Origin of the sequence: Streptomyces fungicidicus (assembly GCF_003665435.1) — a bacterium.
Classification (GTDB): Bacteria; Actinomycetota; Actinomycetes; order Streptomycetales; family Streptomycetaceae; genus Streptomyces; species Streptomyces fungicidicus.
This window is the reverse complement of sequence record NZ_CP023407.1, coordinates 2,107,661-2,124,604: the sequence shown is the minus strand read 5'-3', so window position 1 is coordinate 2,124,604 and position 16,944 is coordinate 2,107,661. Positions and strand designations below refer to the sequence as shown.

The 16,944-nt window shown below is 71.5% G+C and carries 16 protein-coding genes and 1 riboswitch; of the genes, 12 read left to right on the top strand and 4 right to left on the bottom strand.

The features are described 5' to 3' along the window. Positions 1 to 92 precede the first annotated feature (92 nt). Positions 93 to 1,367 (top strand): L,D-transpeptidase, encoded by a 1,275-nt coding sequence (locus tag CNQ36_RS09655; protein ID WP_121545676.1) that lies wholly within the window; start codon positions 93 to 95, stop codon positions 1,365 to 1,367. Positions 1,368 to 1,384: 17 nt separating this feature from the next. On the opposite strand, the gene CNQ36_RS09650 is transcribed toward CNQ36_RS09655, so the two are convergent. Then, on the bottom strand, positions 1,385 to 1,789 hold the full coding sequence (locus CNQ36_RS09650) for a response regulator (RefSeq protein ID WP_004932113.1): 405 nt from the start codon (positions 1,787 to 1,789) through the stop codon (positions 1,385 to 1,387). 215 nt (positions 1,790 to 2,004) lie between these two features. On the opposite strand from CNQ36_RS09650, the gene ctaE reads away from it, so the two are divergent. The 6 genes from ctaE (at position 2,005) to CNQ36_RS09620 (ending at position 9,112) form a co-directional block, all read left to right on the top strand. Further along, positions 2,005 to 2,616, top strand: a complete 612-nt coding sequence (ctaE, locus tag CNQ36_RS09645) for an aa3-type cytochrome oxidase subunit III (protein WP_004932116.1) — start codon at positions 2,005 to 2,007, stop codon at positions 2,614 to 2,616. Between the two features lie 81 nt (positions 2,617 to 2,697). Continuing rightward, positions 2,698 to 3,510, top strand: a complete 813-nt coding sequence (qcrC, locus tag CNQ36_RS09640; protein ID WP_004932119.1) for a cytochrome bc1 complex diheme cytochrome c subunit — start codon at positions 2,698 to 2,700, stop codon at positions 3,508 to 3,510. Further along, the gene (gene qcrA / locus CNQ36_RS09635) at positions 3,507 to 4,562 is read left to right on the top strand and encodes a cytochrome bc1 complex Rieske iron-sulfur subunit (RefSeq protein ID WP_004932122.1); all 1,056 of its coding nucleotides are present in this window, start codon (positions 3,507 to 3,509) and stop codon (positions 4,560 to 4,562) included. The genes qcrC and qcrA overlap by 4 nt, the downstream gene beginning before the upstream one ends. Continuing rightward, positions 4,559 to 6,196: a cytochrome bc1 complex cytochrome b subunit gene (qcrB, locus tag CNQ36_RS09630; protein ID WP_004932125.1), complete on the top strand. Its 1,638-nt coding sequence runs from the start codon at positions 4,559 to 4,561 to the stop codon at positions 6,194 to 6,196. The genes qcrA and qcrB overlap by 4 nt, the downstream gene beginning before the upstream one ends. A 154-nt stretch (positions 6,197 to 6,350) precedes the next feature. After that, positions 6,351 to 7,415: an anthranilate phosphoribosyltransferase gene (gene trpD, locus CNQ36_RS09625; RefSeq protein WP_121545675.1), complete on the top strand. Its 1,065-nt coding sequence runs from the start codon at positions 6,351 to 6,353 to the stop codon at positions 7,413 to 7,415. Positions 7,416 to 7,496: 81 nt separating this feature from the next. Continuing rightward, a riboswitch (SAM riboswitch) is annotated at positions 7,497 to 7,613 on the top strand. Positions 7,614 to 7,777: 164 nt separating this feature from the next. Then, the gene (locus CNQ36_RS09620; RefSeq protein ID WP_121545674.1) at positions 7,778 to 9,112 is read left to right on the top strand and encodes an aminotransferase class V-fold PLP-dependent enzyme; all 1,335 of its coding nucleotides are present in this window, start codon (positions 7,778 to 7,780) and stop codon (positions 9,110 to 9,112) included. Between the two features lie 13 nt (positions 9,113 to 9,125). On the opposite strand, the gene CNQ36_RS09615 is transcribed toward CNQ36_RS09620, so the two are convergent. Continuing rightward, positions 9,126 to 9,407, bottom strand: a complete 282-nt coding sequence (locus tag CNQ36_RS09615; RefSeq protein ID WP_004932133.1) for an Lrp/AsnC family transcriptional regulator — start codon at positions 9,405 to 9,407, stop codon at positions 9,126 to 9,128. Beyond that, on the bottom strand, positions 9,404 to 10,138 hold the full coding sequence (locus tag CNQ36_RS09610) for a rhomboid family intramembrane serine protease (RefSeq protein ID WP_121545673.1): 735 nt from the start codon (positions 10,136 to 10,138) through the stop codon (positions 9,404 to 9,406). The genes CNQ36_RS09615 and CNQ36_RS09610 overlap by 4 nt, the downstream gene beginning before the upstream one ends. A gap of 156 nt (positions 10,139 to 10,294) precedes the next feature. On the opposite strand from CNQ36_RS09610, the gene CNQ36_RS09605 reads away from it, so the two are divergent. The 5 genes from CNQ36_RS09605 (at position 10,295) to CNQ36_RS09585 (ending at position 15,642) form a co-directional block, all read left to right on the top strand. Beyond that, positions 10,295 to 10,534 (top strand): hypothetical protein, encoded by a 240-nt coding sequence (locus tag CNQ36_RS09605; protein WP_004932140.1) that lies wholly within the window; start codon positions 10,295 to 10,297, stop codon positions 10,532 to 10,534. 67 nt (positions 10,535 to 10,601) lie between these two features. Then, entirely contained in the window at positions 10,602 to 11,945 is a 1,344-nt protein-coding gene (locus CNQ36_RS09600; protein ID WP_121545672.1) for an NYN domain-containing protein, read from the top strand. Positions 11,946 to 12,176: 231 nt separating this feature from the next. Then, on the top strand, positions 12,177 to 13,217 hold the full coding sequence (locus CNQ36_RS09595; protein WP_004932144.1) for a C40 family peptidase: 1,041 nt from the start codon (positions 12,177 to 12,179) through the stop codon (positions 13,215 to 13,217). Between the two features lie 187 nt (positions 13,218 to 13,404). Further along, positions 13,405 to 14,418 (top strand): C40 family peptidase, encoded by a 1,014-nt coding sequence (locus CNQ36_RS09590; RefSeq protein ID WP_121545671.1) that lies wholly within the window; start codon positions 13,405 to 13,407, stop codon positions 14,416 to 14,418. A gap of 33 nt (positions 14,419 to 14,451) precedes the next feature. Further along, entirely contained in the window at positions 14,452 to 15,642 is a 1,191-nt protein-coding gene (locus tag CNQ36_RS09585) for a hypothetical protein (RefSeq protein ID WP_163013225.1), read from the top strand. A gap of 53 nt (positions 15,643 to 15,695) precedes the next feature. Here the strand turns inward: CNQ36_RS09585 and CNQ36_RS09580 are convergent, their stop codons facing one another. Next, positions 15,696 to 16,931, bottom strand: coding sequence for a glycosyltransferase 87 family protein (locus CNQ36_RS09580; protein ID WP_121545669.1), 1,236 nt, complete (start codon positions 16,929 to 16,931; stop codon positions 15,696 to 15,698). Between the last annotated feature and the right edge of the window lie 13 nt (positions 16,932 to 16,944).

Here is a 16,944-nt window from a genome sequence, read left to right as displayed (position 1 = left end):
TCCACCAGGAGTGTCCGGGCCCCTTCGCCGTCGCCTCACCCGTTCGGGCCGTCCAGTGAGCCGGGGACGGTCCGGGTTCCTAGCGTGAGGTCATGAGACACACAGAGTCCCCTCGCGGCGTCCGCGCCGGGAGCCGTGTCGTCGGCTGCACGCTGCTGGTGGCCGCCCTCGGAGCCGGTGTCACCGGCTGTTCCTCCGACGGCAGTCCGCTCGCCTCCGAGCCGTACGACGCCACGGACCAGATCTCCTTCAGCGGATCCGTCGAAGAGGGCAAGCAGGTCGACCCCGACGAGCCCCTGGAGATCGTCGCGGAGGACTCCGACGGACGCATCACCGACGTCACCGTCGCGGACGCCTCAGGGCGCCGTGTGGCGGGCGAACTGGCCGCCGACGGCAGCCGTTGGCATAGCACCTCCCCGCTGGCCGCCGAGGCCCAGTACACGGTCCGTGTGAGCACGGAGGACGAGGACGGGGCGCCCGGCCGGAAGGTCCTCACCTTCTCCACCGGCAAACCGACCACGACCAAGCGCCTTGCCGTCACCTTCGGGCCCAAGGCCGGCACGTACGGCGTCGGCCAGCCCCTCACGGCCGAACTCAGCGACCCCGTCAAGGACCTCGCCCAGCGGGCCGTCGTGGAGCGCGCCCTGAAGGTCGAGTCCACGCCCGCCGTGTCCGGCTCCTGGCACTGGGTGGACGACAAGAAACTGCACTTCCGCCCGCAGGACTACTGGCCCGCGCACGCCACCATCAGCATGCGCAGCACCCTGGAGGGCCTCAAGGTCAACGACCGCCTGCGCGGCGGCAGGACCAAGCCGCTGACGATCCGTACCGGCGACCGGGTGATAGCGGTCACCGACGCCGCCACGCACCAGCTGACGGTCTACAAGAACGACGAGGAGATCAAGCAGATCCCCGTCACCACCGGCAAACCCGGCTTCGAGACCCGCAACGGAGTCAAGGTCGTCCTCGCCAAGGAACGCTTCGTACGTATGCGCAGCACCACCGTCGGCATCGCCGAGGGGTCGTCCGAGTCGTACGACCTGGACGTGCACTTCGCGACCCGGGTGACCTGGAGCGGCGAGTACGTGCACGCCGCCCCCTGGTCCGTCGGCTCCCAGGGCTACGCCAACGTCAGCCACGGCTGCGTCGGCATGAGCACCGACAACGCCGAGTGGTTCTTCGACACCGTCCGCGAGGGCGACGTCGTCACGGTCGAGAACTCGGCCGGCGACACGATGGAGACCTTCGGCAACGGCTACGGCGACTGGAACCTGGACTGGGCCAAGTGGCAGGCCGGCAGCGCCCTGACCCCCGGCAAGGCCACGGGGCAGGCGGAACAGGCCCGCCTGCGGCCGCAGAGCACGTGAGGCGCCGGGCCGGCGGCCTACGACGCGCCCTGCAGCGCCTTCCGGCGCAGCAGGGACGCCAGCGCGGCGGCGAACTCGACCGGCTCCACCGGCAGCGTCACCGCCGACTCCGCGCGGCTCCACGTCGCCAGCCAGGCGTCCTGCGGCCGCCCGATCAGCAGCAGCACCGGAGGACAGTTGAAGACCTCGTCCTTGATCTGCCGGCACAGCCCCATACCGCCCATCGGCACGGCCTCGCCGTCCAGCACGCACACGTCGATGCCGCCCCGGTCCAGCTCCGTCAGCACGGCCGCCGGGGTCGCGCACTCCACGAACTCCACGACGGGCACGTCCGGCGCCGGCCGCCGCCCGGTGGCGAGCCGCACCTGCTCCCGGGTGTTGGCGTCGTCGCTGTAGACCAGCACCGTGGCGGTCGCCTGCATTGTTCCTCCACGCGTAAGAGAGAGGGCACGGCTCTGTCGGGAACTTCGGGTACCGATGGCGCGGATGCTACCCCCTCGGACCGCTCGTCAACACCGGTTCGGACACGGCTTCGAAAGGGCGTTCAGTGGGCCATCCGGGCAGTCCAGGAGGGGCGAACACACCGAACGGCACCCCCGGGAGTGAGGGCGGGATAAGCGACCGACATAATGTCGGCGTGGCGACAGCAACGACAGTAGATACCGGGCACGCGCACCCGTCGGTCAACCGACCGAACCTCACCAGCGTCGGAACCATCATCTGGCTGAGTTCCGAGCTGATGTTCTTCGCGGCCCTCTTCGCGATGTACTTCACCCTGCGATCGGTGACCGGACCCGACTTCTGGTCGGAGAAGGCCGACCTGCTGAACTTCCCGTTCTCGGCGACGAACACCACGATCCTGGTGCTCTCCTCGCTCACCTGCCAGCTCGGCGTCTTCGCCGCCGAGCGCGGTGACGTGAAGAAGCTCCGGATGTGGTTCATCGTCACCTTCATCATGGGCGCGGTGTTCATCGGCGGTCAGGTCTTCGAGTACACCGAGCTGGTCAAGCACGAGGGCCTGTCCCTCTCCTCCGACCCGTACGGCTCGGTGTTCTACCTGACCACCGGTTTCCACGGCCTGCACGTGACAGGCGGTCTCATCGCCTTCCTGCTGGTCCTGGGCCGGACCTACGCGGCGCGGAGGTTCACCCACGAGCAGGCGACAGCGGCCATCGTCGTGTCCTACTACTGGCACTTCGTCGATGTCGTCTGGATCGGCCTCTTCGCCACGATCTACATGATCAAGTAGCCGGGCCCACATCCGCGCGCGCTCTTCCGAGCGCACCAACCAGATGCATCGACGCAGAAGATCCTGACACCGGGGTAATCCGTGAAAAAGCTCTCCGCACGACGACGCCATCCGCTGGCGGCGCTCGTCGTCCTACTCCTCGCGCTGGCATGCACCGGGGGGCTGTACGCCGTGTTCGCACCCGCGGACAAGGCGCAGGCCGACGAAACCGCCCAGTCCCTCACCATCGAGGAGGGCAAGAAGCTCTACTCGGTCGGCTGCGCCAGCTGCCACGGCACCGGCGGTCAGGGCACCTCCGACGGCCCGTCCCTGGTGGGCGTGGGCGCCGCAGCCGTCGACTTCCAGGTGAGCACCGGCCGTATGCCGGCCGCCACCTCGCAGGGCGCGCAGATCCCGCGCAAGAAGGCCATCTACACCCAGGCCGAGATCGACCAGCTGGCGGCGTACATCGCCTCCCTGGGCGCCGGCCCGGCCGTTCCCACCGCCGAGCAGTACGGCCCCCAGGGCGCCGACGCCGCCAAGGGCGGCGAACTGTTCCGCAACAACTGCGCGCAGTGCCACAACTTCACCGGCAAGGGCGGTGCGCTCACGCACGGCAAGTACGCCCCGAGCCTCGACGGCGTCTCGCCGAAGCACATCTACGAGGCCATGCTCACCGGCCCGCAGAACATGCCCTCCTTCCCCGACAGCACGCTGTCGGAGCAGAACAAGAAGGACATCATCGCGTACCTCGACGCGGTCAACGGCGAAGAGACCGAGAGCCCCGGCGGCCTGACGCTCGGCGGACTCGGCCCGGTCTCCGAGGGTCTGTTCGCGTGGGTCTTCGGACTGGGCGCGCTGATCGCGGTCGCCGTCTGGGTCGCCGCTCGGACCGCAAAGGCCAAGAAGTCATGAGTAGCCAAGACATTCCCGAAGAGAACCTGCCCGTGACGCAGGACACCACCGGCTCGGTGAAGCTGGCGGACGAGAAGAACCCGTTCGCCGACCCGGGGCTGCCGCCCCACGAGCACCGGATCCAGGACATCGACGAGCGGGCCGCCAAGCGGTCCGAGCGTACGGTCGCCCTGCTGTTCACGCTGTCGATGCTGGCCACCGTCGGCTTCATCGCCTCCTACGTGACGATCCCGGTCGACAAGTCGGTCTACATCTTCCCGCTCGGTCACATCGGCGCGCTGAACTTCGCGCTCGGCATGACCCTCGGTGTCGCCCTGTTCGCCATCGGCGCCGGCGCGGTCCACTGGGCCCGCACGCTGATGTCGGACCAGGAGCTCGCCGACGAGCGTCACCCGATCGAGGCCTCCCCCGAGGTCCGGGCGAAGGTGATGGACGACTTCCGCCAGGGCGCCAAGGAGTCGGTGCTCGGCCGGCGCAAGCTGATCCGCAACACGATGTTCGGCGCGCTCGCCCTGTTCCCGCTCTCCGGCGTGGTGCTGCTGCGCGACCTCGGGCCGCTGCCCGGGACCAAGCTGCGCCACACCCTGTGGTCCAAGGGCAAGCTGCTCGTCAACATGAACACGAACGAGCCGATGCGGCCGTCCGACATCATCGTGGGCTCGCTGACCTTCGCCAAGCCCGAGGGCCTGGAGGAGCACGACCACGGCTTCCAGACCGAGATCGCCAAGGCCGCCCTGATGCTGGTCCGCATCCAGCCGGACAACATCAAGGACAAGCAGTCGCTGGAGTGGTCGCACGAGGGGATCCTCGCGTACTCGAAGATCTGCACCCATGTCGGTTGCCCGATCTCCCTGTACGAGCAGCAGACGCACCACGCGCTGTGCCCCTGTCACCAGTCCACCTTCGACCTCGCCGACGGTGCCCGGGTGATCTTCGGTCCCGCCGGTCACGCCCTGCCGCAGCTGCGCATCGGCGTGAACGATGAGGGCTATCTCGAAGCGCTCGGCGACTTCGACGAGCCCGTCGGTCCTGCCTTCTGGGAGCGCGGATGAGTACTACGACGACCCCCGAGTCCCGCTCGCGCGGGAAGGCTCCGGCCGGCGAACGCGTCGCCGACTGGGCGGACGGCCGGCTGGGGATCTACTCCCTGGCCAAGGCCAACATGCGGAAGATCTTCCCCGACCACTGGTCGTTCATGCTGGGTGAGATCTGCCTCTACAGCTTCCTCATCATCATCCTCACGGGTGTGTACCTGACGCTGTTCTTCCACCCGTCGATGAACGAGGTGGAGTACCACGGCAGCTACGTCCCGCTGCAGGGCCAGCTGATGAGTGAGGCCTACAAGTCGACGCTGGACATCAGCTTCGACGTCCGCGGCGGTCTGCTGATCCGTCAGATCCACCACTGGGCGGCGCTGGTCTTCCTGGCCGGCATGTTCGTGCACATGATGCGCGTGTTCTTCACCGGCGCGTTCCGCAAGCCGCGTGAGATCAACTGGCTGTTCGGCTTCCTGCTGTTCGTCCTGGGCATGTTCACCGGTTTCACCGGCTACTCGCTCCCGGACGACCTGCTCTCCGGCACCGGTATCCGCTTCATGGAGGGCGCGATCCTGTCCGTGCCGATCGTCGGCACGTACATCTCGTTCTTCCTGTTCGGCGGCGAGTTCCCCGGCGACGACTTCGTGGCCAGGTTCTTCTCGATCCACGTCCTGCTGTTGCCGGGCATCATGCTCGGCCTCGTGGTGGCGCACCTGATCCTGGTCTTCTACCACAAGCACACGCAGTTCGCGGGCCCCGGCAAGACCAACAACAACGTCGTCGGCATGCCGCTGCTGCCGGTGTACATGGCCAAGGCCGGAGGCTTCTTCTTCCTGGTCTTCGGTGTGCTCGCGGCCGTCTCGGCGATCGCCACGATCAACCCGATCTGGGCCATCGGCCCCTACCGGCCGGACATGGTCTCCACGGGCGCCCAGCCCGACTGGTACATGGGCTTCTCCGAGGGCCTGATCCGTGTCATGCCGGGCTGGGAGATCAACTTCTGGGGTCACACGCTCGTCCTGGGCGTGTTCATCCCGCTGGTGATCTTCCCGCTGGTCCTGGCGGCCATCGCGGTGTACCCGTTCATCGAGTCCTGGGTCACCGGCGACAAGCGCGAGCACCACATCCTGGACCGCCCGCGCAACGCCCCGACCCGCACCGCCTTCGGCGTCGCGTGGATCACGTGGTACTTCGTGCTCCTGGTCGGTGGTGGAAACGACCTGTGGGCCACCCACTTCCACCTGTCGATCAACGCCATCACCTGGTTCGTGCGGATCGCGTTCTTCGTCGCTCCGGTCGTGGCGTTCATCGTCACCAAGCGGATCTGCCTCGGCCTGCAGCGCCGGGACAAGGACAAGGTGCTGCACGGCCGCGAGTCGGGCATCATCAAGCGCCTGCCGCACGGTGAGTTCATCGAGGTCCACGAGCCGCTCAGCCAGGAGCAGCTGCACACCCTCACCGCGCACGAGCAGTACGCGCCGGTCGAGATCGGCCCGACGGTCGACGAGAACGGCGTCCGGCGCAAGGTCCCGGCGACCGAGAAGCTCCGCGCCAAGCTGAGCAAGGGCTACTACGGCGAGGACGCGCAGATTCCGAAGCCGACCGTCGAGGAGTACAAGGAGATCACGAGCGGCCACGGCCACCACTGATCACCTTCAGCGCCTCACCCCAGTCGCCACACGACACCGAAGGGCCCCCGTCCGTTCTGCGGACGGGGGCCCTTCGGGGTCCCCGGAGCTGGTTAAGGTGGAGGCCGGGAGCCTGCTGGCTCCCGAGATCCTTCTACACCCCTCAGGAGCGGCCATGAGCGCTGTGACCCCCGCTGGAGGCGACACCGCGGCGGGCCGCTCCTGGCCCGCCCTGCTGAACGGACTGCTGGACGGCCGGGACCTGTCCGCGGACGACACCGCCTGGGCGATGGACCTGATCATGCGCGGGGAGGCGACCGACGCGCAGATCGCCGGGTTCGCCGTCTCCCTGCGGGCCAAGGGCGAGACGGTCGAGGAGATCACCGGCTGCGTGCGCGCGATGTACGACCACGCCAACGTGATCGAGGTGCCGGGCGCGACGGTCGACATCGTCGGCACCGGCGGCGACGGCGCCAGGACGGTGAACATCTCCACGATGTCCTCGATCGTGGTGGCCGGCACCGGGGTGAAGGTCGTCAAGCACGGCAACCGGGCCGCGTCCTCCGCGTCCGGCGCCTCCGACGTGCTGGAGAAGCTCGGCGTCAATCTGCAGCTGACGCCGCGGCGGGTGGCCGAGGTCGCCGAGGAGGCCGGGATCACCTTCTGCTTCGCGGTGAAGTTCCACCCGGCGCTGCGTCATGTCGCGGCGGCCCGTGGGCAGCTCGGGGTGCGGACGGTCTTCAACTTCCTGGGCCCGCTGACCAATCCGGCCAAGGTGCGGTCGCAGGCCATCGGGGTGGCCGACGCCCGGATGGCCCCGATCATCGCCGGCGTCTTCGCCGGGCGCGGTCACTCCTCGCTGGTGTTCCGCGGCGACGACGGCCTGGACGAGCTGACGACCACCGCCACCTCCCGGGTGTGGGTGGTCCGCGACGGCAAGGTCGACGAGCAGACCTTCGACCCGCGCGACGTCGGCATCGAGCTGGTGCCCGTGGAGGCCCTGCGCGGCGCCGACGCCTCCTACAACGCCGAGGTCGCCCGCCGGCTCCTCGACGGCGAGCGGGGACCGGTGCGGGACGCGGTGCTGCTGAACTCGGCGGCCGCGCTGGTGGCCCTGGAGCCCGGCTCCGGCACCCTCACGGAGCAGCTCGGCGCCGGGATGGCGAAGGCGGCCGAGTCGATCGACTCGGGGGCCGCCAAGCGGCTCCTGGAGCGCTGGGTGACCGTCAGCAACGCCTAGCGGCGGCTTTCCCCGGGACCGATGTCCCGTGATCCGGACACGGGTTGCGGGACATCGATCAGTTCACGTACGTTCCTTCCAGGTCATGAGTGACAGCCATCAGGCCCCGGCCGGCTGTCCGGCAACCCTCCGTCCGTGGCGGGGTGCCCCGGGTGAAGACCAGGCCGTGGGCAGCAGGGCTCACGGCAAGCGCGGACCCCTCGCACACCAGGGGTCCTGGTCGTCGAGGAGCCTTCCATGAGCAAGCGAATGCGTTAGGGCCGCCGAGCCCCGCCTCTGCGTATCCCCTTTCCCTTTTCACTCCGCGCTGGAGCGTCGTCCGCTCGCGCGGGGATTCCGCCTGCCTCACCGGGAGTTCCGCCATGCCCGTCTCCGCCCTCTCCGCCGTCCCCGCCGCCGACCGGTCCGTGTGCGCCCCGCTGCCCGTGCTGGGCCGGGACGTCACCGTCCCCGTCGCCGCCGGGGGCGAGGTCGCCTACGCCGCCCTCGACTACGCCGCCAGCGCCCCGGCCCTCCAGCGGGTGTGGGACGACGTGGCCGCGTACGCCCCCTACTACGGCAGCGTGCACCGGGGCGCCGGATACCTCTCGCAGCTCTCCACCGACCTGTTCGAGAACGCCCGCCGGACGGTCGCCGGGTTTCTCGACTGCCGCGACGGGGACCAGGTGGTGTTCACCCGGTCCACCACCGACTCCCTCAACCTGCTCGCCACGGCGCTCCCCGACGGCTGCGAGGTGTTCGTCTTCGAGACCGAGCACCATGCCGCCCTGCTGCCCTGGCGGGGTTCGCGCGTCACCTTCCTCGACGCCCCGAGCAGCCCCCGGCAGGCGGTGGAGTCCCTGGAGCGCGCCCTCGCCGGACGCGACCCGCACGGCCCCGCCCTGGTCTGCGTCACCGGCGCCTCCAACGTCACCGGCGAACTGTGGCCGGTAGGGGAACTGGCCGCCGTCGCGCACGCGCACGGCGCCCGGATCGTCCTTGACGCCGCGCAGCTCGCCCCGCACCACGCGGTGAGCCTGCGAGAGCTGGACGTCGACTGGGTGGCCTTCTCCGGGCACAAGCTGTACGCCCCGTTCGGCTCCGGGGTGCTGGCCGGGCGCGCCGACTGGCTGCGGCGGGCCGAGCCCTACCTCGCCGGCGGCGGCGCCAGCCGCAAGGTCACCCGGCGGGCCGACGGGGGAGTGGACGTGGAGTGGCAGGAGGGCGCCGCCCGCCACGAGGCCGGCTCGCCCAACGTCATCGGCGCCCACGCCATCGCCTCCGCCTGCAAGGCGCTCACCGAGGCCGGCTTCGAGGCGCTGGCCGCGCGTGAGCAGCGGCTGATCCGCACGGTCCGCGAGGGGCTCGCGGACGTTCCCGAGGTGCGGTTCCTGTCGCTGTTCGGGGACGACGCCCCGCGCGTCGGCGTGCTCTCCTTCGTCGTGGAGGGCTGGACCGGCTCCCGCTTCGCCGCGGCGCTGTCCGCCGAGTACGGCATCGGCGTGCGGGACGGGCTGTTCTGCGCGCACCCGCTGGTGAGCGGGCTGCTCGGCGACGCCCGGGCGGAGGGCGGGTGCGGTGCGCCGGAGTCCTCCGGCGCCGTCCGCGTCAGCTTCGGGGCGGGTACGCCGGACGAGCACGTCGAGCGGTTCGTGCGCGCGGTGCGCGAACTGGTGCGGCACGGCGGGAGGGCCGGGTCCAGCCCTTCCGGCGCGTGAGGAGCGGGGAGCCTCAGCTGTCCAGACCGATGGCGAAGGCCGCCTCGAGGTCGTGCTGGGAGTAGGTGCGGAACGCCACGTGCGTGTCGGTGCCCTCCACGCCGGGGATCTTGCTGATCCGGCCGGGAATGACCTCGGCGAGGTCCTCGTGGTCACGGACCCGCACCATGGCGATCAGGTCGTAGGTGCCGGTCACGGAGAACACCTCGCTGACACTGTCCAGCGCGGCGATCCGCTCCGCGATCTCGGGGATCCGGTCCACGCTGGTCTTGATGAGGACGATCGCGGTGATCACGGCTGGTTCTCTCCCTCGGGGGCCGGAGCAGGGGTGGCCTTCACTGTAGTCGCCCTGCCGAAACGCACCCACGCGTAGCCGAAGCCCAGCCCGAACCCGATCAGGTGCGCCAGGTACGCCACCCCCGGTCCCTCGGCGGCCTGCCCCGCCGCCGCCCACTGCAGCGCCGCCCAGAACGGCAGCACCACCCACGCCGGCAGGCGCACGGGCAGGAAGAACAGGAACGGCAGGAGGCTGGTCACCCGGGCCCGGGGGAACAGGAACAGGAACGCGCCGAGCACCGCCGAGATCGCCCCGGAGGCGCCGACCAGGGCCCGCTCGGAGCCCGCGTTGGCGGCGGCGTACCCCAGCAGCGCGAGACAGCCGCAGCCGGCGTAGCAGAGGGTGAACCGGGCCCGTCCCATCCGCGCCTCGGTCATCGCCCCGAAGACGTGGAGGAAGAGCATGTTGCCGAGCAGATGCACCCAGCTGCCGTGCACGAACAGCGCCGTGGCGGGGGTGAGCAGCCCTCCGGGGGACCCTTCGAACAGGTCTGCGGGGATCACGCCCCAGCGCCGGAAGTAGTCCCGCTGCGCGGCGAGGAGTTCGTCCCCGGAGCCGTACGCCGGGTTGAGCCCCGCCGCCGGGCCGATGAGGAAGGCCAGGCAGCACAGTGCGACGAGGGTGCGGGTCACCGGCGCGGAGGTGCCCCGGACCGTCCCGGCGGCCGGCGCGTACCACTTGCGGATCATGAATACAGAGCATGACGTAACCGGACGCAACAGCGCAGACCGCCTCGCCGCCGTGGACGGGCGGGCGACGGAGACCCGCCAGGCCGTAGGGTTACGAGCCACACGCACCGCGGAGCCGGTGCGTCACGGACACTGGAAGGAAGGCGAACAGCCACGATGACGGTTCCACTGCCGACCGCCTCGACGCGGTGGCGCTGCACCCTCTGCGGCAACCTCACCCGCTTCGACGTGACCCGCTCGTCGAAGGTCGTCGAGTACGTCCACCTCGACCTGGCCGGAGAGCCCAGGGTCGAGGAGCGCGAGGTGCTCGGTGAGACGATCGAGTCGGTGCGGTGCCGCTGGTGCAACGCCGTGGACCAGGTGGAACTCGTGGACAGGCCGGGTGCCGGCTCCTGAGCGGGAGCAGGCCCCGCGGACGGTGACCCCGCGTACGGGGCCGCCCACAGGCATTGGGGTGTGACGGATGGTGGAGACCACGGGCGGGGGGCCGCAGGAAGGCGCCGCCGAGGTGCTCGACCGCCCGCTGCCCGACGGAGTGCGCCGCCGCGTCGTCCAGATCGTCGCCGACGGCTTCGGCGGTCTCACGGTCGCCGAGCTGCCCGCCCAGCTGCGGCAGTACGCGCGCTTCGCCCCGAACCGCCGCGCCAAGTTCGCCGGCAACGCCATGGCCGCGGCCCTGGAGACCGACCCGGTGTTCCGGCAGCGCATCGGGGAGAAGCTGAGAGAGGCCCAGCCGGAACTGGCCGGCGCCCTGGACTCCGGCTCCCCGCCCCCGGCCGCGGACCCGCTCGACGTGGCGGCCGCGGCCTATGTGCTCCGCCCGCCGGGCTGGGTGAAGCTGGTGACCGCCGCCGGCGAGGAGGCGCAGCGCGCCGACGCCGAGCGGGCCGGCGAGGAGAGCCGGGCCGAGCTGGAGCGGCTGCGCGCCGACCTCGACCGGGCCCGCGAGCACACCAGGTCCGAGACCGAGCGGCTGCGCGGCGAGCTGGAAGCGGCGAAGAAGGAGTCCGAGTCGCTGCACCGCAAGCTGCGCTCCGCGCTCAGCGACGTCAAGCGCGGCGAGGCAGCGCTGCGCAAGCTGCGCGGCGAGATGGAGTCCGTGCGCGCCGAGGGGCACGCCCAGGTCTCCGCCGCCGAGAGCGAGACCCGCCGGCTCAAGGCCCGCCTGGGGGAGACCGAGGCCGCTCTGGAGGCCGCGCGCCGGGCCGCCCGGGAGGGCCGCAGCGTGGAGGACATGCGGGTCCGGCTGCTGCTGGACACCGTGCTGGACGCCGCCCAGGGACTCCGCCGGGAGCTGGCGCTGCCCCCGGTGTCCGTCCGGCCCGCCGAGACCGTGGACGCCGTCGAGCCCGGCCGTATGACCCCGAAGGACATCGCGGCCCGCGCGCTGTCCGAGCACGACCCGGCCATCCTCGACCAGTTGCTGGCGCTGCCGCAGGCCCATCTGGTCGTCGACGGCTACAACGTCACCAAGACCGGCTATCCCCAGATGCCCCTGGAGAAGCAGCGGCTCAGGCTGCTGGGGCAGCTCGCCCAGCTCGCCGCCCAGACCGGCGCCGAGGTGACCTGCGTCTTCGACGGCGCCGAACTCGCCGCGCCGGTGCTGCTGGCGCCGCCGCGCGGGGTGCGGGTGCTGTTCTCCAAGCCGGGCGTCACCGCCGACGAGCTGATCCGTCAGCTGGTGCGCGCCGAGCCGCCGGGGCGGCCCGTCATCGTCGCCTCCACCGACCGCGAGGTCGCCGACGGCGTCGCACGGGCCGGCGCCCGCCCGGTCGCCTCGGCGGTGCTCCTCAAAAGGCTTACCTGACACCTCATTCGCATCCGTCCCTCGTGCAACGTACGGCAGCTATGCCCGAATTGACGGAACCGTCACGCAACGTAGCGTCAAGGATGCGTCACTGCAGGTGAGTTGTGACCCAATAAACCCGCTGTAACGGAGATTTCGTGTCCAGGGATTTGAACTGATCACAAGAGAATCACTATGGTCAGCCTTCGAACCCGCGCTCGCGCGATCACTCTCGAGAAGGAGCTCGTCTCCGTGGCGTCCCACCGTCGTCCCAAGCAGCCGAGCCGCGCACGCGTGACCGTGCTCACCACCGCTGCCGCCGCTGCCGTCGTCATGAGCTCTCAGGCGGCCAACGCCGCGCCGAGCGAGAAGCCGAGCAAGGACGAGGTCAAGGCCAAGGTCGACAAGCTCTACGAGCAGGCGGAGCAGGCCACCGAGAAGTACAACGGGGCCAAGGAGAAGCAGGAGAAGCTCCAGAAGGAGATCTCCACCATCCAGGACAACGTCGCCAAGGGCCAGCAGGAGCTCAACGAGCTGCGCGACGGCCTCGGTTCGATGGCCAGCGCCCAGTACCGCAGCGGCGGCATAGACCCCTCCGTCCAGCTCTTCCTCTCGGCCGACCCGGACGACTACCTCGACAAGGCGTCCACCCTGGACCAGCTGAGCACCCAGCAGGTCGACTCGCTGAAGAAGATCCAGGAGAAGCAGCGCGAACTCGCCCAGCAGCGCTCCGAGGCGTCCGAGAAGCTCAAGGACCTCTCCGCCACCCGCACCGAACTGGGCAAGAAGAAGCAGGAAGTCCAGGGCAAGCTCGCCTCCGCGCAGAAGCTGCTCAACAGCCTCACCGCCGCCGAGAAGGCCCAGCTCGCCCAGGAGGAGAGCCGCGCCACCCGCGCCAGCGAGCGTGACGCGCTCAACGTCAACGTCCCGGCCGGTTCCGGCCGCGCCGCCGCCGCCTTCGCCGCCGCGCAGAGCAAGCTCGGCACCCCCTACGTCTACGGTGCCACCGGCCCGTCCTCCTTCGACTGCTCGGGCCTGACCTCCTGGGCGTACGCGCAGGCGGGCGTCGGCATCCCGCGGACCTCCGAGGCGCAGACCGGCGCCGGCACCAAGATCTACTCGGTGAGCCAGCTCAAGGTCGGCGACCTGGTCTTCTTCTTCAACGACCTGCACCACGTGGGTCTTTACGCGGGCAACGGCCAGATCATCCACGCGCCGCGCACCGGCACCGTCGTGCGCTACGAGTCGATGAACACCATCGGCGGCCCGTTCATGTTCGGCGTCCGCGTCTAGGACTGTCCGCGTGCCCCCGTTCGGGGGATTCGCACCCGCGTCGATCTTCCCCGCGCCCCGCCTCTGACCCAGGTCACAGGCGGGGCGTCACCGTATGTGCCCGCCCTGGCCGACGCTTCGCCGGCCGCCGGGACGGCTACTGTCTGCCGCGTTTCCCTGTCCGCCAGCGGAAGGAGCGCGGCTTCCCGTGGGGTCCCATCGTCGTACCGCACCGTCGTCCGGATCCGGCCGGAGCGCCGTCCCCTCCCTCGGGCTGCTGGCCGCCGCGGCCACCGCCCTCGCCGCCGTACCGGCCGCGGCCACGCCGCCGGGCGACACCCGGGCCGAGGTGGACCGCCTGTACCAGGAGGCCGAGAAGGCGACCGAGGCGTACAACGAGGCCGACGAGCGCGCCGACGGACTGCGCCGGGAGATCGCCGCCGCGCAGGACGGGATCGCCCGGCAGCAGCAGCGCGTCAACACCATGCGGGAGTCGCTGGGTTCGCTCGCCGGCGCCCAGTACCGCTCCGGCGGCCTGGACCCCTCCCTCGCCCTGCTGCTCTCCGACGACCCGCAGGACTTCCTGGAGAAGGCCTCCGCCCTCGACCGGATCACCGTCCACCAGGCCGGTGAACTGAGGAGGCTGAGGAGCGCCCTGCGCTCCCTCTCCCAGGACCGCTCGGAGGCGGCGGACAGGCTCGCCGCGCTGGAGCGGAGCCGCAGGGCCGTCGCCGCCCACAAGCGGACCGTCGAGAGCAAGCTCGCCGAGGCCCGCCGGCTGCTCAACTCCCTCCCGGACGGTGAACGCGCCGCCTGGGACCGCGCCACCCGCTCCGCCCGCGCGGACCTGCTCGGCCCGGTAGGCGCCCCCGCCTCGGGCCGCGCGGCGGCCGCCGTCGCGGCCGCTCGCTCCGCCCTGGGCAAGCCCTACGTGTGGGGCGCCTCGGGCCCGTCCTCCTTCGACTGCTCCGGACTTGTCCAGTGGTCGTACGCGCAGGCCGGGGTCGGGCTGCCGCGCACCTCGCAGGCCCAGCGGTACGCCGGCCGGCAGGTACCGCTCTCCGAGGCGCGCCCCGGTGATCTGGTCGTCTACCGCTCCGACGCCTCCCACGTGGGGATGTACATGGGCAACGGCCAGGTGATCCACGCGCCCTACCCCGGCGCCCCCGTGCGCTACGACCCGGTCGGCATGATGCCGGTCTCGTCGGTCACCAGGGTCTGACCGCACCGGCGCGGCGCCCGTACCCTCGGGAAGGTGGCTGGTCGAAGGCGGGTGTCGGGTGCGTCGGTGGTGGCGCTGTGTCTGCTGCTCGTCTCCCTGGTGGCGTGCGGCGGGGGACCGGCCGTCGACGCCGCCCGCGCGGAGGTGCAGTCGCTCCTCGACCGGCGCGCGGAGGCGGTCCTCGACCGCGACGCCGCCGCCTACGCCCGCACCGGCACCCGGACCGGGTTCGCCGGCCTGCGCGCGGTGCCCCTCGCGGACTGGTCGTACCGCGTCACCGCCCTCGACCGCACCGGTGACACCGCCACCGCCGCCGCCGACCTGAGCTACCGGGTCGAGGGCCACGACGGCTCCCCGGTCGTCACCGCCCGCTCGCTGAGCCTGAGCCGGGACGCGGAGGGCCGCTGGTCCGTCGACTCCGACCGGCCCGCGGCGAAGTCGGGGCAGCAGCTCTGGGACCAGGGGACCGTACGCGCCGTCCGGGGCGGGCGGAGCCTGGTGCTGGGCGTCGGGCAGTCCGCCGACACGCTGCGCGACTACGCGGGGCTGGCCGACCGCTCGGTGCCCGCGGTGTCCGGCGCGTGGGGCACGCGCTGGGCCGGGCGCGTGGTCGTCCTGGTCCCGGCGAACCTGGAGGGCATGGCGGGCCTGCTGGGTTCGCCCGCCTCCTCCTACCGGGGGATCGCCGCGGTCACCACCGGCGCGACCGGCACGGGCGGGCGGGCGCCCGCGGACCGGGTCATCGTCAACCCGGAGGCGTTCGGACTGCTCGGCGACCCGGGCCGGCAGATCGTGCTCACCCACGAGACCACCCATGTCGCCACCCGCGCCCACACCTCCGCCGCCACCCCGCTGTGGCTGTCCGAGGGGTTCGCCGACTGGGTCGGCTACCGCGGCGGCGACCGACACCCCGACGAGGCCGCGCCCGAGCTGGCGTACGCGGTGGGCCGGGGCGAGGTGCCCGCCGGGCTGCCCGACGACGAGGACTTCGGTTTCGCGGGCGACGCGGACCGTCTGGCCCGCGCCTACGAGAGCGGCTGGCTGGCCTGCCGCCTCATCGCCGAGCGCTGGGGCGAGGACCGCCTGCGCGAGTTCTACCGCGCCGTGGGCGCCCACCAGGACCGGGAGGGCGCCGTCGAGGACGCGATGCACCGGGTACTCGCCCTGACCCGCGAGGAGTTCACAGCCCAGTGGCAGGACTACGTGAAAGCCACCCTGACGTGACCTGACCCCGCCACCCCGGGCGGTCGTGCCTGCCCCGAAGCCCGAAGGGCCGGTCAGGACGAGACCGGAGCCCGGGCCGCACGCCCGACCCCGCCCACCGCCGGAAGCGCCCGCCGCCGGGCCACCGTCCCGCGCCACAGCACCCGCGCGGCCGCCAGCGTCGCCGCAACCAACAGCCCGTTGCGCGCCCCCAGCAGCGCGATCCCGAGCGGATCACTCGCCACCACATGGGCGAACCACACCGGGAACTCCAGCACCGTCACCGCCGACGCCGCCAGCACCAGCACGACCGGCACCCCCATCCGGCTCCCCCGGAAGCAGAGGCAGACCGCCCCGAGCCCCACCAGCCACACCATGTACTGGGGACTGATCACCCGGCTCGTCGTCGTGAACATCAGCACCGCCGTGAACGCCGCGTCGGCCGCGGTCCACGCCTCGAAACGCGTCGCCCTCAGCCGCCACAGCACCAGCCACCCGAGCGCGGCCCCGCTCAGCACCAGCGCCCCGGTGCTCACCCAGCCCACGTACGGGCCGAGGAACTCGACCGAGCCGTAATGGAGCAGCACCTCGCCTTCCCAGCCGTGGTGCCGGGCCACATGGAAGACGAGCGACCCCAGCGACTCGACCTCCGTGCCCCGGTCCCGCTGGAAGGTGAGGAACGCGAACGCCCCCGGCATCAGCACGGCGAACAGCGCGGCCACCCCGGCCCCGGTCACCGCCGCCCACACCCACGCGCACCGCCGCCGCACCCCGAGCAGCAGCAGCGCCGGCCACACCTTCACCAGCGCCCCGAGACCGGCGAGCGCCCCCGCCAGCCGGGGGTACCGGGCGGCCGCCAGCAGCGCCGCCACGGCGACCGCGGTCACCATCACGTCGTAGCGCGCGTACACCGTCGGCCCGAGCAGCGGCACGCCCGCCACCCACACCCAGGCCCCGCGCGCCGACCGCCCGGAACCGCCCCCGGCGTACCGCAGCAGGGCGAGCGTGACCAGGTCGGCGACGAGGGCCAGCACGAAGAACGCGGTGGCGTACTCCAGGAACGGCAGCAGGCCGGGGGAGAGGACCGCGAGGGCCGCGGCGGGCGGGTACTGCCAGGTGACGTCGTCCAGCGGGAAGGTCCCGGTGCGCAGCACGTCGTACCAGCCCCGGTAGATCACCGACACGTCGCTGGTGACGTCGGGCCCGGGGAAGACGATCACCTTCAGGACGCACAGCAGCAGGGCGGCCCGCGTCAGGCCCCACAGAAGCAGCAGCCGGGCGAGGGAGCCCCGTGCGGCCGTCGTCCTCATGCGTTCCCTGCCC